Annotated in this window: 21 protein-coding genes and 1 pseudogene; 8 read left to right on the forward strand and 14 right to left on the reverse strand. The window is 37.8% G+C overall.

The window, feature by feature from the left end; translation table 11 throughout:
• Positions 1-242: 242 nt before the first annotated feature.
• A complete protein-coding gene (locus QSJ37_RS17255; RefSeq protein WP_143416207.1) occupies positions 243-1316 on the forward strand; it encodes an undecaprenyldiphospho-muramoylpentapeptide beta-N-acetylglucosaminyltransferase in 1074 nt (357 codons plus the stop codon).
• A gap of 541 nt (positions 1317-1857) precedes the next feature.
• Positions 1858-1941, forward strand: a complete 84-nt coding sequence (locus QSJ37_RS18005) for a putative holin-like toxin (RefSeq protein ID WP_223812257.1) — start codon at positions 1858-1860, stop codon at positions 1939-1941.
• Between the two features lie 370 nt (positions 1942-2311).
• Here the strand turns inward: QSJ37_RS18005 and QSJ37_RS17260 are convergent, their stop codons facing one another.
• The 4 genes from QSJ37_RS17260 to QSJ37_RS17275 form a co-directional block, all read right to left on the reverse strand.
• Positions 2312-2938: a hypothetical protein gene (locus QSJ37_RS17260; RefSeq protein WP_285756442.1), complete on the reverse strand. Its 627-nt coding sequence runs from the start codon at positions 2936-2938 to the stop codon at positions 2312-2314.
• The gene (locus QSJ37_RS17265; RefSeq protein WP_285756443.1) at positions 2931-3800 is read right to left on the reverse strand and encodes an ATP-binding cassette domain-containing protein; all 870 of its coding nucleotides are present in this window, start codon (positions 3798-3800) and stop codon (positions 2931-2933) included. The genes QSJ37_RS17260 and QSJ37_RS17265 overlap by 8 nt, the downstream gene beginning before the upstream one ends.
• A complete protein-coding gene (locus QSJ37_RS17270; RefSeq protein WP_285756444.1) occupies positions 3784-5805 on the reverse strand; it encodes an ABC transporter permease in 2022 nt (673 codons plus the stop codon). Before QSJ37_RS17270 ends, QSJ37_RS17265 begins: the two co-directional genes overlap by 17 nt.
• Positions 5806-6622: 817 nt before the next feature.
• Positions 6623-7216, reverse strand: a complete 594-nt coding sequence (locus QSJ37_RS17275) for a hypothetical protein (protein ID WP_143416208.1) — start codon at positions 7214-7216, stop codon at positions 6623-6625.
• 513 nt (positions 7217-7729) lie between these two features.
• On the opposite strand from QSJ37_RS17275, the gene QSJ37_RS17280 reads away from it, so the two are divergent.
• Both QSJ37_RS17280 and QSJ37_RS17285 read left to right on the forward strand, forming a co-directional pair.
• Positions 7730-8008, forward strand: a complete 279-nt coding sequence (locus QSJ37_RS17280) for a transposase family protein (protein WP_285756445.1) — start codon at positions 7730-7732, stop codon at positions 8006-8008.
• Positions 8009-8186: 178 nt separating this feature from the next.
• The gene (locus tag QSJ37_RS17285; protein ID WP_285756475.1) at positions 8187-9248 is read left to right on the forward strand and encodes a transposase; all 1062 of its coding nucleotides are present in this window, start codon (positions 8187-8189) and stop codon (positions 9246-9248) included.
• A gap of 66 nt (positions 9249-9314) precedes the next feature.
• Here the strand turns inward: QSJ37_RS17285 and QSJ37_RS17290 are convergent.
• The 6 genes and pseudogenes from QSJ37_RS17290 to QSJ37_RS17315 form a co-directional block, all read right to left on the reverse strand.
• Positions 9315-10024, reverse strand: a pseudogene (locus tag QSJ37_RS17290) (transposase); the annotation flags it as partial.
• A 152-nt stretch (positions 10025-10176) separates the two neighbouring features.
• Positions 10177-11118, reverse strand: coding sequence for an ABC transporter ATP-binding protein (locus QSJ37_RS17295; RefSeq protein ID WP_049624427.1), 942 nt, complete (start codon positions 11116-11118; stop codon positions 10177-10179).
• Entirely contained in the window at positions 11118-11801 is a 684-nt protein-coding gene (locus QSJ37_RS17300; protein ID WP_064213618.1) for an ABC transporter permease, read from the reverse strand. The genes QSJ37_RS17295 and QSJ37_RS17300 overlap by 1 nt, the downstream gene beginning before the upstream one ends.
• A gap of 143 nt (positions 11802-11944) precedes the next feature.
• Entirely contained in the window at positions 11945-13270 is a 1326-nt protein-coding gene (locus tag QSJ37_RS17305; RefSeq protein ID WP_049624429.1) for a hypothetical protein, read from the reverse strand.
• Positions 13271-13276: 6 nt separating this feature from the next.
• Positions 13277-13960, reverse strand: coding sequence for an ATP-binding cassette domain-containing protein (locus QSJ37_RS17310; RefSeq protein WP_049624430.1), 684 nt, complete (start codon positions 13958-13960; stop codon positions 13277-13279).
• A 172-nt stretch (positions 13961-14132) separates the two neighbouring features.
• Complete coding sequence (locus QSJ37_RS17315; protein WP_049624431.1) at positions 14133-14336, reverse strand: hypothetical protein; 204 nt, start codon at positions 14334-14336, stop codon at positions 14133-14135.
• 183 nt (positions 14337-14519) lie between these two features.
• On the opposite strand from QSJ37_RS17315, the gene QSJ37_RS17320 reads away from it, so the two are divergent.
• Genes QSJ37_RS17320 through QSJ37_RS17335 form a run of 4 tightly spaced genes read left to right on the forward strand, consistent with a single transcriptional unit; the run spans position 14520 to position 18301 of the window.
• Positions 14520-14684 (forward strand): hypothetical protein, encoded by a 165-nt coding sequence (locus tag QSJ37_RS17320; protein ID WP_167359665.1) that lies wholly within the window; start codon positions 14520-14522, stop codon positions 14682-14684.
• 6 nt (positions 14685-14690) lie between these two features.
• Positions 14691-15641 (forward strand): polyprenyl synthetase family protein, encoded by a 951-nt coding sequence (locus QSJ37_RS17325; RefSeq protein WP_285756446.1) that lies wholly within the window; start codon positions 14691-14693, stop codon positions 15639-15641.
• 7 nt (positions 15642-15648) lie between these two features.
• A complete protein-coding gene (locus QSJ37_RS17330; RefSeq protein ID WP_285756447.1) occupies positions 15649-17712 on the forward strand; it encodes a sensor histidine kinase in 2064 nt (687 codons plus the stop codon).
• Positions 17702-18301 carry a response regulator transcription factor gene (locus tag QSJ37_RS17335; protein ID WP_285756448.1) on the forward strand — a complete coding sequence of 200 codons (600 nt, stop codon included), beginning with the start codon at positions 17702-17704 and terminating at the stop codon, positions 18299-18301. Before QSJ37_RS17330 ends, QSJ37_RS17335 begins: the two co-directional genes overlap by 11 nt.
• Before the next feature lie 61 nt (positions 18302-18362).
• On the opposite strand, the gene QSJ37_RS17340 is transcribed toward QSJ37_RS17335, so the two are convergent.
• The 4 genes from QSJ37_RS17340 to ytaF all read right to left on the reverse strand — a co-directional run bounded on the left by QSJ37_RS17340 (position 18363) and on the right by ytaF (position 22140).
• The gene (locus tag QSJ37_RS17340; RefSeq protein ID WP_285756449.1) at positions 18363-19184 is read right to left on the reverse strand and encodes an undecaprenyl-diphosphate phosphatase; all 822 of its coding nucleotides are present in this window, start codon (positions 19182-19184) and stop codon (positions 18363-18365) included.
• Between the two features lie 475 nt (positions 19185-19659).
• The gene (locus tag QSJ37_RS17345) at positions 19660-20280 is read right to left on the reverse strand and encodes an SGNH/GDSL hydrolase family protein (protein ID WP_285756450.1); all 621 of its coding nucleotides are present in this window, start codon (positions 20278-20280) and stop codon (positions 19660-19662) included.
• Between the two features lie 127 nt (positions 20281-20407).
• Positions 20408-21364: a sporulation protein gene (locus QSJ37_RS17350; protein ID WP_285756451.1), complete on the reverse strand. Its 957-nt coding sequence runs from the start codon at positions 21362-21364 to the stop codon at positions 20408-20410.
• 107 nt (positions 21365-21471) lie between these two features.
• The gene (gene ytaF / locus QSJ37_RS17355; protein WP_285756452.1) at positions 21472-22140 is read right to left on the reverse strand and encodes a sporulation membrane protein YtaF; all 669 of its coding nucleotides are present in this window, start codon (positions 22138-22140) and stop codon (positions 21472-21474) included.
• Positions 22141-22191 lie beyond the last annotated feature (51 nt).

Below are 22191 nucleotides of genomic sequence, written 5' to 3' on the forward strand. Positions count from 1 at the left end.
ATTTTACATTTTTTATTAAATGAATAAAATCAGTCATATGTTATATACCGCAAGCACTTTCATAAAAATAAAAAAGAAAAAGATACAAACATTGCCTTGATTCTTCTCCATCTAACGAAATTTTCATGTTTTCGCACCTCAAGCGTCAATTTGCTATAATACAATACGATATTAAAGATAGTAATAATCGTTTTTAAAAGGAATGTAAAATTTCAATATGCTCAAAAAGATAGGTGATTACATTGAATAAAAAAATTATTCTTACCGGCGGCGGAACAGCCGGGCACGTGATGGTCAATTTAGCGCTCATTCCCAAGCTAAAAGAACAAGGCTGGGATATCGCATATATCGGTTCCCACCAAGGTATTGAGCGCGAACTAATTTCGAAGGTGGAAGGCGTGCCTTATTTTCCGATTTCGACAGGAAAACTACGCCGCTATTTCGACTGGAACAACTTTAAAGATCCATTTAAAGTCCTCAAAGGTACATTTCAAGCGTACCGCATCATTAAAAAAGAAAAGCCGAGCATCGTATTTTCCAAAGGTGGATTCGTTTCCGTACCCGTCATTATCGGCGCATGGTTAAATGGCGTCCCATCCATCATCCACGAGTCCGATATTACCCCGGGACTTGCCAATAAAATTGCGATGCCGTTTGCGACAAAAATTTGCGTCACGTTTCCAGAAACACTCCGCCATGTCAAAGAAGAAAAAGGGATTTACATTGGCGCGGTGGTGCGTGAAGAATTAAAACGAGGAAACGCCGACAAAGGGCGGGAGTACTGCCAATTTGAAAAAGGGAAACCCGTTCTTCTCGTCATGGGCGGAAGTTTAGGCTCGAAGCGGATTAACGATGCGCTGCGCGCCAATTTACAAACGCTTCTTGATGATTTTCAAATCGTCCACATTTGCGGAAAAGGAAATGTCGACCCTCAATGGACGAACAAAAAAGGCTACAAACAGTTTGAGTACGTTCATGAAGAGCTTCCTCATCTGATGGCAATGGCGGATATCGTCTTATCACGAGCTGGCGCAAACTCCATTTTCGAGTTTCTCGCATTGCGAAAACCGATGCTGCTCATTCCTCTTTCCAAAGAAGCAAGCCGCGGCGACCAAATTTTAAACGCCCGCTCTTTTGAAAAATCCGGCTACGCGGAAGTGCTGATGGAAGAAAACTTAACGAACGAATCACTGCGCAATGCCATTTATCATCTTTACCAAAACAAAGACCGCTACCGGCAAAACATGGATCGGTCCGACGCGGGAGATGCACTGCAAAAGTTGCTGACGTTGATTGAGGAAGCAAGGAAAAGTTAAGTAAAAAAAGACGAGGTTGACTCAAAAGGTTGCTAAATCCACCTTTTGAAGTCAGCCTCTCTTTCCCATTTTCCCTATTTTTTATTATCTATTATTTATTACACTTACTAATTCCTTTAGTGTGTCATTAATTGGTATAGTTGAAAACCTACAAAAAAGACACCAATTGCTACTAGAGACAATACTTGTCTTGATTCTTCACAAATATCACCTCTTTATATGCACTAGCCGAAAAAGTACCGTCACTTTTTACTATATTTAGAGTCTGCTTTAGCTGAATTTTTTCTTAAAAAGTTAAAGAGCGTAATCTCCGACTCTTCTTCTATTGCGCTTTCCACCGTGATAGCTAAACTATTTAAAATCCCTTGAATATATGTTTTGCTGTCGGAAATAATTTTCCATTTTTGCTTGACACATTACCTTATTATCTCCCGTTTTCAACAGTTGTAAATATATAGTATAATAGGAAGGCAATAGTACGGGAAAACTCAAGGGTGGGTCGGCATTGTACCCCTTTATATGCAGAAAGGGGGTGATGCCGATGACAGTGTTTGAAGCGTTAATGTTTGCGATAGCTTTTGCAAGTCTCATCGTTTCAATACTGTCTTACAACCAAAAGAAATAATCCACCCTTGAGTTGTCGGAGCTACGGGTGGATTATTTCTGCCCTGCTGCCGATCCCCCTTGCAGGGAACCGTTCTATTGCAGGACCGAGGGTGTTGCAGCACCCTTGGTCTATTTTATTTATACGAACCTTCTGTATATATTATACATGATAAGTGTCGTAAAATGAAGGCTTATGTTTGATGTTGATCAAGTCCTAACGATTGTGTAAAATTTCGCTCTCAGTCCATTGAACCTGGATCACCGGAAAACAAAATCGTTTTTTGCCGTTTTCTTTTTACACAAATTTCGAGACTTAATCTTTTTTGGATTACTAAATTGATACTGATTAAACTTTAAGCGGAAACGATGTAACAAAGTAGTCACTAGACTTATTTAAACTTCCGCCATAATTGTATTGCTGATAATAAAATGCCTACCCCTAGTGATAAGAAGGTAAGTCGAATCGGGATGTCATCGATGGGTTCCCGAAAAATAAATAAGTGTGGCCATGGCATAAAAGTACCCTGAGTCGCTACTTCCATAAAGGTATAGGTCGCTACAATCGCTAGCGCAATATCTAAACTTTGGACGGCACTTAAAACCGCAATTCCTATAATTTGGTAAAAAATAAACAGCATGATGAGATGCACAATTAAAGTGCTGGTAAAGAAATCCGGCCCATTTATCCATACGGTCAAACCAACTAGCAGTGAAATAAAAATCGCGTGTAAGAGGGCGTAACGTATTATGTCGATGACGAGAACCTTGCGATAATAAACAATTAATGTCTCCTTCGCTCCCTCTTCATAAAGGCTGTTATACAGAAAGACCAAATGCCAACCGGCTATCGGCACAGCGATGCCTTGTACGACGATATACGGCATAAATGGAGCATCGGATCGCGATCCGAAACTTAGCATAAGCAAAACACACAGCGCGTAAGCCACGAAAGGGAAGCTATATAAATAGCGCAACAGTTTGATATCGAATTTGAATAAGTGAACAAGCTTATTCATAGGCGGCAGCCTCTTTTAAAAGCGCTAAATATCCATCCATTAACCGTGGGCTGACGCGCTGACCAATGGGCTCATCCGACAACACACGCACTACAATATGGGAAGGTTCCTCGCTCATCTGTACGACCTCTTTCGTCGCCATGATTTCGTCGAGCTCTTCAAATGGAACGTTGATTTCATATGTGCAATGGGTCGCTTTTTTCTTTAATTCCTCCGGTCCCCCTTCAAATAGAACTCTCCCATTTTCGATAATGCCGATTTTCGTGCAAAGAAACTCGATATCTTCGACAATATGGGAAGAAATAATGACCGTATGGCGCTTTCCGAGCTGCTTCAACAGATTGCGAAAACGCACGCGCTCCCGAATATCGAGCCCTGCTGTCGGCTCGTCAAAAATGAGAACAGACGGCTTGCGCAATAACAGCTGGGCGATGCCTACCCGTCGACGCATTCCGCCGGATAATTCCCGCATTTTTTTATTCACATGGTCAGATAAATTAACCTGTTCGACCACTTCCTTGATTTGGTGGTGATACGAAGTAGAAGGCTTGCTTCCTTGAAGAATGGCGATATGCTCAAGCACCTCATACACTGTGAGCTCCGAATAAATCATAAAGTCTTGAGGGAGATAACCGATATGATTCGTTCGCTTGACGTAAGTGTTGGTGCTGATCATCTCCTCCCCGAGAAACACACGCCCTGCATTAAAATCCGTCAAACCGGCTAATATCTTCATTAAGGTCGTCTTGCCAGCACCGTTCGGCCCTAGTAGCCCGTAAACTCCTGAAATGGAAAGCGTAACATTGGATAAGATTTGCTTCTTTTTGATGACTTTCGTCAATCCCTCAATGTAAATATCCAATGGGCCCCGACTCCTTTACTAATTGTGATACTTGATCCCATGTCCATGTTTCGTCCATTTCCTGATACCATTTTCGCAAGAATTGCTGCTTCTGTTCTAAGCTCAATTGCTGAAACGCAATGTAAATGGATTTAATGAGTTCCTGTTCTGATTTTGGTAAAACATATGATTGAAAACTCCTCGACCAATCGATCACTTGCAGCCCTCTTTTTTGCATGAGAAATCGAGTGGCCATATGAATCCATTCATTATACATGACGTATGATCCTTTTTGTTGCACCGAAAGCCGAAGCATTTTTTCATAAAAATCTTGTCCCATGTGGTATTTATCTATTGCATATGAATCTTGTGTGTTGTATACGAGGTGATCGTTCGCCATGAAAGAAGACAGACCGAAGCTGGAAAACACAATGGCTTTAGGCAGCGATGAAACCGTTGTCGGCGCAATCTGCCGCACGTCCTGAAATGCCTCTTTCAGCTGCGGCACCACCGTTGAAACCCTCTCATCCATCTTCGGCCAGTCGGCCGGATATGTAATCTGATAACCTTTATAAACGAGCCGGTTGCCCTGACCCTTGATCAGCGTGACCGCTTGCGCCTCGCCGCTGTAAACCGATCCCCGCTTCGGCAAATTGCAAAACAGCACATCGCCATCCACTTTCAAGGTAAAAGCATGTTTTTCTCTCGGCAAAAATTGGTCCGTGAATTCGTCCCACCATATCCGTTCCTTTGTTCCGTAAATGGTAAACTCATATATTTTATACATTTGTGACGCCCTCTTTTTCGGATACCACGCTTTATCGGCGAGAAGAACCGTTCGTCCGTTCGTATAAGGGATGAAGCTTGTATCCACGATGTCATACCGAAACGTGAGAGATGTCGTGCCTTCAGGCAAATAAACAGTAACAATATCTCCCTCTCTTGCAAACTTGACTCGTTTATGATTTGCTTGAATCCATTTGATTGGATAAGCATGGTACAATTGAAACGTCGGCTTTGTTGTGTCCATACGGGAAAACATCACATGCACAGTGGCCTGTTTTTCTTTCAATGAAATGGAGTAAGATTGAATATCATACCGCAAGTCTGTCTTGACGTCTCTGTTCATCTTTCGATAGTCATTAATCTCCGTTGTTTGATCCGCTCGAGTAAACGCTTTTGTGTTTGACTGCAAAGAACTATAAGCTGTCAAGACAATAAGGAACGGGAGCATAAGCAGCACTTTCATGACAACATTCCGTTCTCTCGTTGTAAGCGTCCAACGAAGCGACAACATCAAAATCATTCCAAAAAGGACGAGAAACCATGTGAGCAGCTTCCATTCATTTCCCAGATCCACCTCAAAACCAATATAGGAGTCATATACAGATTGGACACCGTGGTTTCCGATAAAAAGCAGCGATTTCCAGTCATTCGCATGAACTGTTTCAAAGAAATCAATAAATAGTTCCGTCGTCATACTGCTGGTTACAATCCACACGACTAACATCACAAAAAAGCTGCTCTTTTTTGTCCCAAGAAGCATCGCCACCATCAAGCCATACATTATGCTGAGCGACAACGGAGCGAACATATATACGATTAAAAAACGAAACAGTGACAAATAAAAATCCGAAGGCTCAATTCCTACAACAAAATAAACAATGGAAAAAATGCCATAGGCAACAACCGCCATAACTCCTTGGCATAAAACATGAACGGCAAACATCGCGCTCATTTTCTCCAACATAATGCGATAGCCATCCGTAAAAAACGACTGGACGCCATAAAGAAGTTCCTTTGAATGGAGAAGATAGAAAAAAACGATGTAAAAGATCGATACCATTTGCACAAGCATGAAAACTTCATGTGGCAGTTGTCCATACGCTTCCATATCATATGGATCTGAAAAGAACAAAATGAGCCTGCTGATTAGCAAAATGAAAAACAATACACTTGCCCCAATATATAGCTTACTTTTAAATATTTGTTTGATATAAAAAATAAATAGACGCTTCCATCGCACTTCATTTCACCCGTTTCCCTAAAAGGTGCCTCAAAAAGATCAGAAATCTCCACAAAAAATAAAGATTGGTGGGATGGAATAGCCGCGATGATATGGATTTCATCGATATTTACTGCATGTGTTATGCTGTATCCTTATGCATAACTTTGAGTGTTTACTTTAGTTTTGCAACACCATCCATATTTAATTAGATCAACTTTTCTACTCAATGCTATTCTCCACCTTTTGGTACTGAAAAAAATTACCTGTCTTTATCCCGTAATTTATCAAGCCCGCCAACCTTACTTTCAATCTATCAAATAAAAAAGGGGGAAACATCCACATTTTCCATAATTTATCATAAAAATACTTGTCTGTTTTTCGATATAAATGCGATTAATTTAACGAATGGTCACTTTCAGCCAACAATGGTTTTTTGGTTGGTCTTATAAAATCACTTAGAAAGGGAGAAATCATTTTGAATATGAAAAGAGAGAGATTTTTTCAATAAGAAATTTTGATAATAAGTTAACGACACAAAAAACAAGAATTAAACATTATTATTAAGGCTATCGGAGGATTTAAAAAAAGAGTTAAACAGTTGAAACAAAAATAAGAAAAGAAATCCAATTAAAAAATATTTAATCGCAGTTTCCTTCTTTTATAGATACTTTCACATGAATTTAGAATGCTTGGTAGTTTAAAGTCCTTCAAACACTTTCTCCATTTCATCTATCACACGCCCCATTATCACTACGATTATAAAAAATAACCTTTATCGTGTGTCCGGGGGCTAATGAGTAAAAACCCTATTTTTAGTATATATTTCACGTAGAAACTAATGATATTCATGCCATTGTATTGTCCTTAGATCATCATATTGTTCATCTTTAGAAAAACCATAGTAATATTTTGGCTTTTTATCGGCAGAAAGAGCTATTGGGTTGATATCTCTTTCATTAAACTTCCCTTCCCAGTAAAAAATCTCGATATTCCCTAGATGCATTGGACGCAAAAATCTTTCTCCGTCCGGACCAGCTTCAACATATTTAATGTCATTTGTATTTGTTTTAAAAGCCAACATAAGCATATTAATGGTTTGATCATTTATCTTGGCGTAGCCAACTGTTTCAATATCATTTTTTAAATTTGATTGATAATTAAATGCTATCTCACTTTTCCAGAATGGTCCAAAAGGCTTAGATATGACAGTTTTATAGGATTGATCGTTATCCTGAAAAATATATATTTTGTTTTCACGAGCGTTTATTTCTTTTAGTAATACAGCATTCTTATGTATATAATTGTTTTTCTTAGCAGCGTTTAAAGGAGTAAGATATAAATCCAAAAAAAATACAGTACATGCAAATACAAAAACTAATATAAAAAAGACGATACCTATAAGCTTTTTAACAGGTTTCCTTTTGTTCATAAAGATCCCTTCCTCATTCATTATCTTGTCAAGCCGCTCAGCTTCCCCCCATTGTATCAAAACGAATTAGAAAAAACATCCGTATTTACCGCAAATTTGATTGCAGAAAATGCGGATGTTTAAGGATATCCATGAGATTGAACAATCGGTGGCAGCATTTTAGCGTACATCGAGCATCACAAAGAAAAGTTTTTCAGTGCTTAGGACGTTTCACTTGAGAAGCAACAAGCAGAGGGAGCTTGATCTATTATTTTCTAATTTTTAAGAAAAGTTTTTACTTCCTTTCCCATCCCTTGTTCTTCAATGATCCTGAAAAAGCGCAAGCAGCAGCTCTATATGCTACTGAGGTTTCCTGTCTGCTCTCTGAATGAAAATAACTGTTGTAAAGGTTCTTACGCTAATTTGGGGAGATGACTTTCTATTAACTACATGGGTACAATAAAAATAAAGGGGTTCATAACGATGATTAACCTTTCTTGGTCTCCTCTTGATTCAACTATCGAGTTACTAGATGTGTCTGATGCCGGTGATCATTTACGTTTAACGGTAAAAAGCAACCGAGAGTCTTCTTCCTGTCCTGCCTGTCATCATGCTTCCTCCCGCCCGCATAGTCGGTATACACGTGTGATTCAAGATCTTCCTATCGCTGATCAGCCTGTTCGACTCCTGCTTATTTCTCGAAAATGGTTTTGTGATGATTCTTCCTGTTCCGTTAAAGTGTTTACAGAGCGTTATGACTGGCTAGCGCCGCATGGCCGTCGTACGCTTCGGGCAGAACACACTTTGCGTTAAATTGCCTTTTCCACGAGTTGTTTAGCTGCGGAAAAGATTGCACAGGCGATTCATCTGCCTATCAACCATGATTCATTGTTAACGATGATTCACAAAACTCCTATTCCTGTAGAGGTGTCTCCCTTTCCTCGGAGTCGATGATTTTGCTTTTCGAAAAAGCCATACGTATGGAGCGATAATTTGTGATCTTTGCAGTCATCATCCTGTTGCTCTCTTGCCAAATCGGCTGCCGCAAACACTTACTGAATGGCTGAAAACCTATTCCCATGTACAAGTGATGAGCCGGGATGGATTTACAGGATTCCGTCAAGGGATTGCCAATGCCAATCCTTCCATCCTTCAAGTGTACGATCGATGGCATTTTATCGGGAATGCGAAGAAGAGACTAGATTTCCTTCTTTTATCCCTCGTTCCTTCTGTGATGACATGGAGTGAATCGAACACATCTGTTCGTGAAATCGAAATGACAAAGGCAGAAAAGAGGAAAAAGCAGCGCCAGGAACAAAAATGGACACTCATTCAAGAAATCCAAATGGCTCATCAATCAGGCAAGAATATTTCTAGGCTTGCGAAGGAATATAAGCTGGATCGGAAAACGGTGAAAAAATATCTCCAGTTGACAACTCCGCCACTGATTCATCGACGAAAAAGAAAAACACCGATTTCCCCTTTTTTGAACCGTGTCATCGAGTTAGAAGCGCAAGGTCATACCATTCCGTCTACTGATTCTATTCTTTCTATTCTTCGCAAAGAAGGATATTCCGGCACGTTTTCGGCGGTACGAACCACGGTAGAAAAGATTCGACGGAACCGAAAGAGGAATGATCCATCGATGCTGGAACATCGTATCTCAAGGAAACAACTCGCTTATTGGATATGGACTCCGCGTCATCAACTTTCTGAGAAGGAGATCATGGGTTTGGAACGATGTCTGGAAAGTTACTCCAATGTTCGCCCCATCTATGAAATGGTTCAAGATTATCGCGAAGCGATTCGTCAAGCAGACTACGATCGTTTTTTGCGTTGGCTGCGTCATCAGCTTTCGGATTCAAAACAGCCGTTTTATCCATATACTCGGCGTTTGCGCAGCGATTTGCAGGAAGTAAAACACACTTTTCTTCTCCCATACAGCAATGGTGTGCTGGAAGGGCAAATCAATCGGTTGAAAACTATTAAACGAATGATGTATAGCCGAGCTGGATTAGCTCTGTTAGAAAAACGTGTTCTCTATAGACTGTAATCATAATTTTAATAAAACAATAAAAATCTCCAACAGGATGATAGGTAATCATTCACCAAAAGAACGTAAGAACCCGTTGAATAATTGAATCACATGAAAGTGGTCAAGAACGTGAACGGCTTTTGGACATACCTTTTCAATGGCTTTTCTCATGGCAGGAGCCAAGTCACTGACAACATACTTCACTTTGGAGCGACGGGTTGAAGCGCCTCCACAATGGCTTCTTCATTTTTTCCAGAAGCAATGGAAAGAACATTCCGAGTCTGTGTGTCCATCACCGCTACTCCGTAATCATGTCCCTTTCGGAAAGCGAATTCATCCACATATACTACTGTAGGATTCGATGTTGGTAAAAGAGCTGGGGCATATTGATAAAACCAGCGTTCTACTGTTGTGTAGGCGAGTTGTAACAAGCGAGCGACTTCTTGAATCGTTTTTCCGATGCATAACTGGGCGACCCATTGTTGAAACGATTCCGTCGCGATACTGTGAGACGAAAGTCCCGGATAAGAAACGGTGAACATCAGAGAACAGGCTTGGCAACGCCGTCTTTCTATGGGAAGTTCAATCCAAAATAGACCGACCGTATTGGTATAGCCATGAATCCATTGTTTTCGTTTCGATGACATTTTGATGGTTCGTCCAAAGCAAATAGGGCAGACCGGACAATGAGAGGGAAGAGAAAATTCGACAATCCAGCGTTCTCCCTCTTTTCGTTCTCCTTGAATAAGAAAGCCTGGTAAAGCGATCAAATCTTTGATAAACTGAGATTGTATGCGAAATTTCCTCCGTGGTTGATGGTTTGGTCACCTTTACCATACAGGAAATTTCGCATTTTTTGTACCCTTAATCAGAAAACAACCTGATTGTCAAGTACATTTTGTGGTGAAGAGCCTTTTTAATGTAATTAGTCCATAATATGTAAAAATTAAGTTTTGATCATATCTATCGCATCCCTAGATGTCCGATCAAAGAAAATATCTTCTAGTGTAGCTTTTTCCGTTTTTACTTCATATATATCAATGTTTTGGCTGGATAAATAATGAATCAATTTAGGTATATCAGCTTCCTTATACAGATAACAATATAAATATTGGTCTTTTACTTGTATATCAGAAACATAATCGACTAAATTATTTTTCATGGAATGGGCAATAAAAGAATCCTCTTTCTTTATTTTGATGGAAAGTCGTATAGTACGTTGATGTAAAGCTCTTAATTCTTCCATGCTCCCGATTTTAGATATTATACCGTTTTCCATAATAGCTATTCTGTCACAGATTCTCTCAACTTCAATAAGATTATGTGAAGTTAAAAAAATAGTCATGTGATCTTGAGATAGCTCTTGAATAAGTTGCTGAATTTCAACGGCTGACTCCGGATCTAAACCAGAGGTAGGTTCATCCAGAAAAACGACTTGTGGCTTCCCTAGAATAGCCTGGGCAATTCCTAGCTTTTTTTTCATACCAAACGAATAACTGCCAACCTTTTTCTTTTCATGACCTTTCAGCCCTACTCTCTCCAATATAGCAAGCAAATCACTATTTTTCATTTTTAATTTTTTTAATTTTGAAAAAAATATGAGATGTTCAATAGCAGTTAAATCATAGTAATAGTTTGCAGCATCAGGCATTACTCCAATGATCCTCTTGATTTGATCGATTTCTTGATTCGTTTTTCCACCTATAGTAAAACTGCCTTCAGTGGGCAAAATAATACCTGTTAACATATTCATTGTTGTCGTTTTTCCCGCTCCATTTTTACCTAAAAACCCGAAAATTTCACCTTTTTTTACATCAAAAGTAACACCTTTCACGACATAATGATCTTTAAATTTCTTTTTTAGGTTATATACCTCTATGATTTTCACTACAAATCTCTCCTTTGAAATATAGCCAAAGCTATCAACAGCATAAGAATAGAGAGAAAAAACGGAAAAATGATATAGTAACCGCCTTTAAGAATATAGTAATACGGGAGTATATACTTAATGATTTCCGATATGAATTTAGTCGAGCTAACAGACCACAATCCTAAAACAGGTAGCGCAATACCTAACAAAATACTTACAAATGTAGTATGAGACGGTTTTTTTATTACTAAAGATATCAAGATGGTTAGACTGACAGCATAGGCAATGAAACACATAATTTGCAGAAAGTCAAAAACAAATATCTGCTTAGCAAATAAACCAATAACAATAAATGAGCATAAAATACAAATCAGCCAAAACAAAAAAATCCCTAAAAACTTTCCAATAACAATAGAACTTCTAGAGGATTTAGTAACCAAAAAGCGGATCGTTTGGTTTTCAACTTCTCGGTTGATTGCATCATGGGATAAAGACAAGACAAAGAGAAACCCTAAAAACATAACTAGCCCTCGAATACTAGAGACGTAAGCTGATTCAGCATGATCTTTTTGTAATATATCCAGGTTATTACTGAAAAATTTAGAAGCAGCAAAACACACTACAAGAAAAAATGCAATCACAGCAATAGACTTAAAACCTTTGAACAAGCTTTTAAATTCTTTCTCGACAATTGCTTTCATAATAGTCACCTATTTTTGCTTTCCTTTGGAATTAAATACAGATATTAAAAGTAACGCAATAATTGCTATAAATATAAAATTTTGTGGAGACTGGTTACGATAAATAAAATAGGCAATGGTAGCAGCAATTAGTAAAACGTACTTCATAGTGTATTTTCAGTCCTCTCTTCTCTATATATTTTGTAATAAGTGAAAATACATAAGATTATTAAAACTAAGATATTGAAGAATATCCCTAGTTCCAACAACATTAGACCAATAAATAGGCATAAAACAATATATTTAATTGAAGTAATAATTATCCCTTTCTTTGTTGCAGATTTTCGTACTTTAAAATAAACACTGATAATATAAAAAACACAAGAAATTGTCAAATTAGTTAACATAATAGATAAATCGACTTTTAACAAAATGCTATAGAAGGCCAAAGCTAATAAACTAAACAAGATATTTAAACAACCTGCAATAAAATCGATTGAAATAGTTTTATAGCGATTTAATATAGGAAAAAAGTCATCAAGATCATTCGAATAGAGTAATCCTAACATTCTAATTTCATAGAAAAAATAAAAATTCATCATAAGAGTTAAATAAAAGCTAGAAATTTTATCTTCAGAACCTTGAAAAGTGTAACTAATCCAAGAATATATTATAGATAAAGTGGTGATTACTAAATATTTAAAGAGTACGAATTTATCTCTTATGTATATCTTTATGTAAGTTTTAATAATGTTCTTTAACTGCTTATTAAATAATACTAGACTGCTCACTCCTGCTATAATATTACTTAGCTTTATAATTGGTGTAGGGATACTAGTCTTTTTAGTGTTTAACAATTTATTAACAAAAAACGGACTTATAACTAATAATATAATAAATCCTAATAAAATGATATCATCGTATAATTTTATTAAATTCTTTAATAAAAGATTAATACTAAAAAAGTATGGTTCTTTTTTCCCTAATAAAAATAAAATAAATAATAGAAGCAAAGGAACCAAGAAGCGGGAAAAATATTTTTCTTTTACTACGCACACCATATACTCTATAACTTGAGAAATCATTATTAGAAAAAAGATTCGAAAAAAATAGAGTCCTATTAATGATAATGGGATTTTAAATGCAATCAACACAAAAAAGCTACAGAAATAAAAACGAATTTGGTCTTTACTGAATAATTTACACAGAAAGTTAAAGACAATAATAGTAAAAGGGGGTATAGGAGTTGTCTTTAAAAACGCAAATAATAAGTTGATACTTTCTCTTTGATTTTCATTCATAAATATTGCAACTAGATGTAAAAGGAAAATGACTGCTGGAACACCCTTTAATACAATGTCATCTTCAAACATATATAACATAACGGCTAACATTCCACCAAAAAGGAAAGCTGTACCCCACGATAGTAATTTATTAACATGCCCTTCTACTAATTTCGAGTAAATTTTAAAATATTGGTTTATGAGCATGCTATCCTATAGCACTCCTTTTTGTGAAGTGTCAACTTCTATAATTTTTCTATCCACTATTTGATAACATTTATCCGTAATAGTGATGGCCTCATCATATAAATGAGTGGTAAAAAGAATAGAATGTCCGATTTTTTTCTTGTTTAAAAACAAATCTTGAACTTCTCTTACAGATTGTTCATCCAATCCTTCGAAAATCTCATCACAAACTAGAAGAATAGGATCATACAATAAGGTGCCTATCAACACAATTTTTTTTCTTGTACCAAAGGATAAATTCTCAATGAGTTCATCTAGATAGGGCTGTACTGCTAACTTCTCAGCTAAATATTCAATTTTTTTCCTTGTTTCTTTATAAGGTAAGGAAAAAACACTTTGTATAAACGAGAAATATTCATTAGGGGTTAACAATTGGCAAAATGAGTAATCATCACTTGGAACAAATCCACTGTATTTTCTTATCTGCCGTCTTTCCCGTATATTATAATCTCCAATCTTAACCACACCAAAATCAAAATCTGTATAACCTAGTATACATTTTAAAAATAGGCTTTTCCCCGTACCATTTTTTCCAAAGAGGGAACATATCTCTCCTTTTTTTATTGTAATGTTACACTCTTGTAAAATAACTTTATTATTTATGGATTTTGTTAAGTTGCGTACATATAATACATTATTACTCATTGACATATTACAAAAACTCCATTATAATTATTATTAATAAATGGTTTATATTTAGATGTAGGCTAGAACGCATCGTTTTTTGTGAATTAATTGTGAGTTAACGATGTGTTCTAGTTATTCCGGCAAATTTGGATTGGCTCAAAAGAACTTTCATAGAGTTCTTTTGTAGCCAATTTTTTTATAGACCTAATAATTTTGCAATAGCTTCGATAACGGCAGATGATAAGGTAGAAAGATAATTAATGAGCGCATTAAGACCTCGAGCAATCGCGTCTACAATTGCACTACCCGCGAGAGTGATGATAGCCTGTTTTAGCCAGTTGCTCATTTTAGGCCAGTATTTGAGTAAGTATTCTGCGATCTTTCTAATTACACTTGACATTTTTCATCCTCCTATTAAGATGCGTTCATAGCCTACGACTACAATTTACTACATTTAAAAACAAAAAACATCCGTATTTTCCGCAAATTTGATTGCGGAAAATACCTATTTTTTAGAAAATGATGACAAAAGCTGTAATATAGTGTAAAATTTTGATAAAAATATTGGTTGGAGGTAGGTATTATGAACCAAAACTTATGGAATGTTCTTCAAACACTACTAGGGAAAGATTCCATCGGAACAACGGAACTTGCGTTAGCAAGGGAGAGTTTAAGTCCAGAAGTCTTCTCAGCATTGGTAGAGTATCTGCAAGATGGATTGAAAGCGAAAGGAAATCCGTGGGTGTAAGGTTGAATGAATATTGTTGGAAGAAGCGAAATAAAGACCTTTTTGCAAAATCACTTGTCCACTAATTGTATGTTAGAACAAGAGATCATACAATATATTTTCCATATGCTGCACCGCAAAGGAAAAATATTTAATAATGATGGAACTTATTTTTCTTGGGGAGAGTTTTATGCATACGTATCCTCATTCCATTTTGATGAGGATACGTGCAGCCAATCTGTTATCACTCACGCTGCTGCTATTGAACTTCTTATTTTAGCAACAGACATTTTTGATGAGATTTCCGATCATGATCAAAGTGATGAGATAATCAGCCAGTTATCTATAGGTGAAGCGATCACCATTGCTAATGCAATTATGATGGAAGCGTTTCGTCTCATTCTTCATAACTCTAAGACAGATGTGTATGAAAAATTCTCTATTATCATCCATGAGTTGCAAAACGCTTGTAATGGACAGTGGAGAGATTTACATTTTGTCATTTCTGAACATGTTCCGACAGAAGATGATTATTTTCGTATTATCAAACAAAAGTCTTCGTCCTTAGTAAAACTAGTTTGTGAACTCAGCGATATCAATAATCAAAACATATGGGGATCCATTGCAACTGACATCGGCATTGCCGGTCAACTGAAAAATGATGCAAAAGATATTCTTTCTGATTATAAGAGTGATTTAACGAACAAAAAGGCCACTCTTCCTTTCATTAAAGCCGTTGAATATAGTTTCGAAAAAGATAATGGATGGCTACTAAAGAAACTTCATCAATTGAAAGCAAATGATCACAACTCTCTATTAATGCAGAAGATTAAGAACTATATACGTAAAACCGGGGCAATCGACTACTGTTTCATTCTCTCCAAAGTTTATATGAATAAAGCATTGGACCAGCTTGCTGCCCATTTTCCTGAAAAACAAGTTCAAGTGAATCGTTTAAAAAGTTATCTAGAAAGCTAGGGATAACATGAACAAAAAAGCTTTTCCTTTTGTCATGCTACTCATTTCTGTCTTCATTATTTGTTATATTTTATTAAAAATGTACAATGATCACTTTTCTTTTCAGCATTATTTCACGATATTCATTGGAATGACATTTTTGTTCATTGGCATCTATAGCTATCTGCAAAAACCGAACTCGATCGTTGTTCAACATTTTTTAGCGTTAATGTTTATTAGCGGACTGGCTATTGCTTTGTCAACTCCTTCTAGCTGGAATATAAAACCGGCAAAAGAATTGGAAGTGATCACCGCTTCGTTTGCTCCTTACGTCCTTATGAAATTTTTTGAGCATTTTCCTTCATCTACAAAACCAGCATTTTTTCGTCAGGTGCGTATAATCACATTATTTATCGCTATTTTCGTAACGCTCAATTATTTTTTAATAGGTATTCGTCACGATGTCATCGTCAGCACGATCGTTCGCCCATGCATTGTCGCAAACATGGTTCTATCGTTACTATCTTGTATTGTCCTATTTTATTTACACCTTCGATCTAATTCCGATAAAATAAAAAATCAAATGTATCTTTTAATCGCTGGCCTGATTCTATCGTTTGCTCCTGTTGTCATTTTTAGCTTAATTCCAGATGTATTTTTTTCTTTTTCGGGCGTTCCTTTTCATTATAGTCTTAGCAGCATCATTGTCTTTCCTATGACACTGTCATATCTATTAACAAAGCAAGAAGTCGTTGATTTTCGAGAAATCTTTCGAAAAATTAGTTTTCAATTATTAGCAGTGATTTTGAGTTTAGTTGCATTTAACCTATTATTGGCTATGTTTTACAAATTCAACTTAAAGTCAGCTGTCTTAATAAACACCCTGCTCGTATGCACCTTCGTTGTTTATGACCTGATCCACAAAGGGTTGGAACCTTTAAAAATGAAAAAATGGGATCTTAAGAATCAAGAAATACAAAAAGAAAAATTGCTCATCCTTCAGCAATTACTGAACGGGAAGCATTTGGAATATTGCGCAAAGCTCATTGCTGATTTAATACACAAAACGATCGATGTTAGCGGAGTATGCCTGATATGGAAAAACGATAACATCCCTATGATTTTGCATAAAACAGGAGTTTTTCTCCATTTCAACGATACGGAACTACTGACTTACGTTCATCCAAGTTGCCATCCTGAAAAAATGAATATCAATGGAAAGAACTTTTTTTTCTATCCTATGAATATGGAGGATGTAACGATCGGATGGATCATCATCGGGGAAAAAACGAACGCAACGGTTTTTGAAAAAGAAGAAATAAAACTCATAGAAAAAATTCGAATCGACGCGACAGAATTATTTGCCAGCTCTAAATCGTTACAGCAAATCGAAAAACAGCTAAAGGAAACAGTGAAAGAATCCCTCACTTCCGAACAATTTCATTTGTTGCTAATTAGTGAACAAGAAGAGGAAAAAAAGAAACTATCTGTTTTCCTCCATGATGAGGTGTTGCAAAATTTAATCCTGCTTTTTAATAAACTTGAATTGCTAAGCAAAAATAAAAAAATGGATAACGGAGTTTTCGAAGACATTAAAGAGTCACTCCGCAACAGTATTTTTGAAATAAGGGAAATGTGCCATGAGTTATATCCGGTTATAGTAGAAGATTTGGGATTGGAGAAAAGTCTCTATTCATTAAAAAGAAAATGCCAAACGAACCATAATGTGATCATTGAGATTGATTATAATACGAATCTGAGAGTCATTCCCGCTTCCCTCTCTATTCAAGTGTTTCGAATGATCAAAGAATTGGTTTGCAACGCTATCAAGCATTCTTCGTCAAAGAAGGTTTTCGTTTCTGTTGTAGAAACGAACAATTTCCTAAACATAAAAGTAAAAGATCATGGTATTGGATTTAAGGTGCCGAATCGTTTATCAGAGTTATCGCAAAACAATCATTTAGGATTGATTACGATTCAAAAACGAGTCAATCAGTTCAAAGGCACACTTGACATACAGTCTGAACCAGGAGCTGGAACTTGCGTTTCGATTACTCTGCCAATGGGTGGGGATGGGAAAAATGAAAATTAAAGTATTATTAGTAGATGACCATTTATTAGTGATGCTCGGGATTCAACAATTGTTAGAAAATGAAGCTGATTTAGAGGTTGTAAATACGATTTGTCATCCCGCCCGTTTAGAGGAGGAAATCATCAAGCACAACCCTGACGTCATTGTCATGGATATAAGAATGAAAAACGATAACGGAATTGAATGGACGAAGAAAATCGCTGAAACATATCCAACATGTAAAGTCGTTATTTTATCAGGGTATGACTATGACGAATACATTCACGCTGCTTACGAAGCCGGGGCTTATGCGTTTGTGACAAAAGAAAATTCCGCCTTTGAATTGGCCAATGCGATTAGGCAAAGCCATTTAGGAATCAAATCTTTTCCAGTTGACCGATTATCCAATTATCATCCCCCTCTCACAAACGTAGAATTAAAAATTCTCCAACTCATTTCCGAGGATAGAACAAACGCAGAAATTAGCGAACTGTTAAACATCAGCAGAAGAACGGTCGAACACCATGTATCTTCGATTTTGCGAAAATTGGACGTCGACTCACGGGTCGGAGCGGTCGTCAAAGCGATGAAGCTCGGACTATTGGAATAAAAACAGCCCGATGGAATGTTGTCCATCGGGCGTAAAAGCGTATTCCCCTTGCTAAATTATTCTAGAAATACAAGATGTAAATGACCAGAGCCAAGACAATGCGGTACACCGCAAACGGCACGAGGCGGATTTGGTTAATCAGCTTTAAGAAAAAGCGAATCGCGAGCAAGGCAAACAAAAATGCGCTAATAAACCCAGCGATGAAAAACGGGATATCGGCCGCCGTCACGTACTGCCAGTTTTTTAACAGCGACAAACCGCTTGCGCCGGCCATAATCGGTACAGCCATAATGAACGTGAAGTCGGCCGCGGCACGGTGGCTCATTCCCGCCAGCACCCCGCCGGAAATCGTCGAACCAGATCGGGAGAATCCTGGCCATAATGACAAACATTGAACAAGACCGACGATAAGCGCCTGCTTATATGTAATTTGGTCGACCGTTTGCGCTTTTGGCGCCTTTTTGGCAAATACATCGGCGGCGATCATCAATAGCGCCCCGAGCACTAATCCGATCAACACGGTTGCGGTCGAAAATAAGTGCTCGTCAATATAATCCTCAAACAACACCCCTAATACCCCTGCCGGAATGAGTCCGACAATCACTTGCGTCAGCTTCAAGCGCGGCTGTCCATCGCGATGCCTTCCGCGCAAACCAAGCAAGTCGATAAAACGGTCTTTAAACACGACAACGACCGCCAAAATCGAGCCAAGTTGAATGACAACTTTAAACGTGTTTGCCGCATACTTCCCTAAAAATTCCTGCGATTTCAGCCACGTATCGTCGACAATAATCATATGGCCTGTCGAGGAAACCGGGGCAAATTCTGTTAATCCTTCAACCATTCCTAAAATGATCGCTTTCATAATCGTAATAATATCCATTGCCAGCATTCCTTTCTCTTCAAAAGATTACTTTCTTCATGACAACGTTGAGTTTTAATATCACTTTTATAAGAATACGAGAAATCCACTTCATAATTGACCTATTTTTCAAAACGTTGAAACTTGCTCCTGAATAAATTTTCTTTTTCTAATATATTTATTTATAAGGAGAAAATCGATTGTCTTGCCATCCACCTCATCTGCATGCCAATCCGAAACAAAAAAGCGATCAAAGACAAATATGACGTTTTCCATTTGGGAAAGTGCAAAAAGCTTGTTTATATTTACAATGTTCATCTCGTTATATGCCTTCATGTCCACGTGAATGGCAAATATCTTTGAAAAGTAAAATCAACCTGTTTTATTGTACTACAACGTTTTTCTCCTTGCCACTGTATGAAACATTGAAAAAATCCACTAGGATCATGAAAATAGAAAAGCTCGATGAGTTGCTGCTCATCGAGCTTTTTCTTGATTAAAACTTTTCCACCGCACGAATCCAAGTGCGTGCCATAAGCATGTTGCCGATCGAATTCATATGGACACCATCTGTGGTCAGTCGATATGGAGAACGTGACTGTAAATATTCAAGAAACACGCGATGTGTAGGAACGAGAATACCATGAAACCGCCGTGCCATCTTTTGCACAATTTCTACATAAGGAAGCAGCTTTTTGTTTCCTTCCGAATGAATGTCCTCTCCAATAATAGTCGGCTCCATAAACACAAGACGCGCTTTAGTTTTTTCTTTTGTTTGTAAAGCAAGTTCGGTGTATATCTGTTCGAATTGTTCAGGATATACTTGTTCTTTCTCTGGATGGTCAAGCTGCCGCCATACATCGTTAATACCGATCGAAATCGAAACGATATCTGGCTGAAGATCAATGACGTCCTGTTCCCATCTAGCGAGCAAATCAGGAATGCGATTGCCGCTGACACCGCGGTTGATCACATCAAAAAAACGATTTGGATAAGAGGTTATGAGATAATCCCGAATCAGCCGAACATATCCATAGCCGATTTGTTCCGGGTCTTTCCATCTTCCCGATTCAGTAATGCTGTCGCCGATGAACAAGATTCTTCCTTCAAGTTTCATCTTTTTGCCCCGCTTTCTTAGCGTAAAATATTATTAATAACTTATAACATTTTGTGCTCACAATGATTGATGCAGAAAAAAGGGTGTCTCCACCATTCGCTTTTGGAAACACCCTCTGTGATGGCAATTATATAATATCGTCTCCACCGTCGAACCAATCGTCGACATCCAACATGTCTCCTAGGTCATGATCATCAAGCGCTTCCTCAATGGCATCCTCGAGCAGCTCCTCCGCTGCCATACCTGCAAGCATTCCTGCCGCAAATCCTCCAATCGCTCCTGCCATTCCATGTCCGTGGTGATGAGATACATGTTGCGGAGGATAAGAAGCATGTGGAACGTACGTTGCGCCAGCATAAGAATGTGGCTGCTTGATCATTTCTTCGATAGCTATGCGCAATTTTTCAGCGGTTCCTTCCACATCCTCTATTTCTTCATCGCTCAAGAAGATTTCTCGTTTTATTTCTTTTTCATGGAAGCCGCCAAATCCGCTCCATACATCCACTTCAAGGAACAATCGAATACCGTTTTCTTCGATGAATACCGAAAATTCTACTTCTTGAACAGTGCCTTTAAACACTTCCGTTGGGAAAAACGCAAATTCCTGACCATATGCCATTATTTTTCCAGATGAAGGCTTTTCGCGGAAGCCGAGCTTTTCAAACGCATGAAATAGTTTCTCGAGCGACAGTGGAGGAAGAATACGGATTGCATCTTGGTCAAAAGCATCGACTCCATCTGCAATATCTAAACGTGTTACAAACGTATAACCCACGCTAGGACGAGTAATTGGCAAATGCAGTGGAAGCACATACGAAAACGGCAATACTTTTCTTTCTCCAGGCTGAATCGTAAATGAAGGGGAAACCGGAATGACAGCAACCGTTCGGCGATATGCTTTTTCATTCGCTTGAACGATAAGCTGTAGTTCCACTTCTAATTTGCGAATGCGTTGTTCTACTGTTCCTCCTTCAATAAAAAACTCCCCTTCCAACTTCTCCCCAAGGCGTACATGAGGATGATGCAGCACAAGATCGACTTTCGCAGCTCCTACTCCAAGCTTAGACAATAGCTTTTTCAACATGGCACCGATCTCTCCTTATGGAATAATGTTTATTTCAACAATGGTTACGAACCAACCGGCAAAAAGGATTCAACATAATAAATCCTAAAGGCAAATAGATAGTACCTTTAGGATATTCTAAAAAATATTTTTACAATCCCAAGAAAGATTAAAATCATCCCAGGGATGACAGTTGCTTTTTTCATTACCTTTGTCTTGGCAAACATACTTCCGGCTCTGAATCCCAAGCGAATGAAAATGATATTCCATGTACATACAAGCAAAGCAAGCATAAACGGTGAATAGCCTAAAAATGAGGCGCTTAATCCCGCTCCAAAAGCATCCATCGATAGCGCGAAACCAATAAGCAGCGCCTCTTTTATGCTAATGCTTCCCGAACGATCTAAATCCGCTAACGTTGGGCGTTTCAGCACTTGAATAACGATACCAAACCGTTTTAAATCGAATCGCCATACTTTGATTCTAAGTTGTTTTGGCAATGGTTCGGAATAATCGCATTCATCCTCATCTTTTTTAATAACATTATAAATCGCCCAAATGCCGAGCGCAATTAGCAGACATGAGGCGATCCATCGTTCCGCTTGCACCGGTAACAACAATAGAAGAAAGCTGCCAATATACATAGACAGTAGTAACATCACGCTGGACATACACGCAATAATCATAACGGATCGAAGCGGAAATTTAATATTTCTCATTCCATATGTCACACCGACACCGAAACTATCCATACTCACGGCAAAAGCTAACATGAACATCGATATATATTTCCACATATTCGTTCCTCCTGCGTTACTATATGCAAACAGTAACGCGGAGGAAACCAT

Origin of the sequence: Parageobacillus sp. G301, from assembly GCF_030268025.1 — a bacterium.
Taxonomy (GTDB): Bacteria; Bacillota; Bacilli; order Bacillales; family Anoxybacillaceae; genus Parageobacillus_B; species Parageobacillus_B toebii.

Excerpts from the sequence above, each read along its gene's own strand:
- QSJ37_RS18005 (WP_223812257.1), top strand. The coding sequence starts at position 1,858 with ATGACAGTGTTTGAAGCGTTAATGTTTGCGATAGCTTTTGCAAGTCTC.
- QSJ37_RS17260 (WP_285756442.1), bottom strand. The coding sequence starts at position 2,938 with ATGAATAAGCTTGTTCACTTATTCAAATTCGATATCAAACTGTTGCGC.
- QSJ37_RS17275 (WP_143416208.1), bottom strand. The coding sequence starts at position 7,216 with ATGAACAAAAGGAAACCTGTTAAAAAGCTTATAGGTATCGTCTTTTTT.
- QSJ37_RS17300 (WP_064213618.1), bottom strand. The coding sequence starts at position 11,801 with ATGAAAGCAATTGTCGAGAAAGAATTTAAAAGCTTGTTCAAAGGTTTT.
- QSJ37_RS17305 (WP_049624429.1), bottom strand. The coding sequence starts at position 13,270 with ATGCTCATAAACCAATATTTTAAAATTTACTCGAAATTAGTAGAAGGG.
- QSJ37_RS17310 (WP_049624430.1), bottom strand. The coding sequence starts at position 13,960 with ATGTCAATGAGTAATAATGTATTATATGTACGCAACTTAACAAAATCC.
- QSJ37_RS17315 (WP_049624431.1), bottom strand. The coding sequence starts at position 14,336 with ATGTCAAGTGTAATTAGAAAGATCGCAGAATACTTACTCAAATACTGG.
- QSJ37_RS17320 (WP_167359665.1), top strand. The coding sequence starts at position 14,520 with ATGAACCAAAACTTATGGAATGTTCTTCAAACACTACTAGGGAAAGAT.
- QSJ37_RS17325 (WP_285756446.1), top strand. The coding sequence starts at position 14,691 with ATGAATATTGTTGGAAGAAGCGAAATAAAGACCTTTTTGCAAAATCAC.
- QSJ37_RS17330 (WP_285756447.1), top strand. The coding sequence starts at position 15,649 with ATGAACAAAAAAGCTTTTCCTTTTGTCATGCTACTCATTTCTGTCTTC.
- QSJ37_RS17335 (WP_285756448.1), top strand. The coding sequence starts at position 17,702 with ATGAAAATTAAAGTATTATTAGTAGATGACCATTTATTAGTGATGCTC.
- QSJ37_RS17340 (WP_285756449.1), bottom strand. The coding sequence starts at position 19,184 with ATGGATATTATTACGATTATGAAAGCGATCATTTTAGGAATGGTTGAA.
- QSJ37_RS17345 (WP_285756450.1), bottom strand. The coding sequence starts at position 20,280 with ATGAAACTTGAAGGAAGAATCTTGTTCATCGGCGACAGCATTACTGAA.
- QSJ37_RS17350 (WP_285756451.1), bottom strand. The coding sequence starts at position 21,364 with ATGTTGAAAAAGCTATTGTCTAAGCTTGGAGTAGGAGCTGCGAAAGTC.
- ytaF (WP_285756452.1), bottom strand. The coding sequence starts at position 22,140 with ATGTGGAAATATATATCGATGTTCATGTTAGCTTTTGCCGTGAGTATG.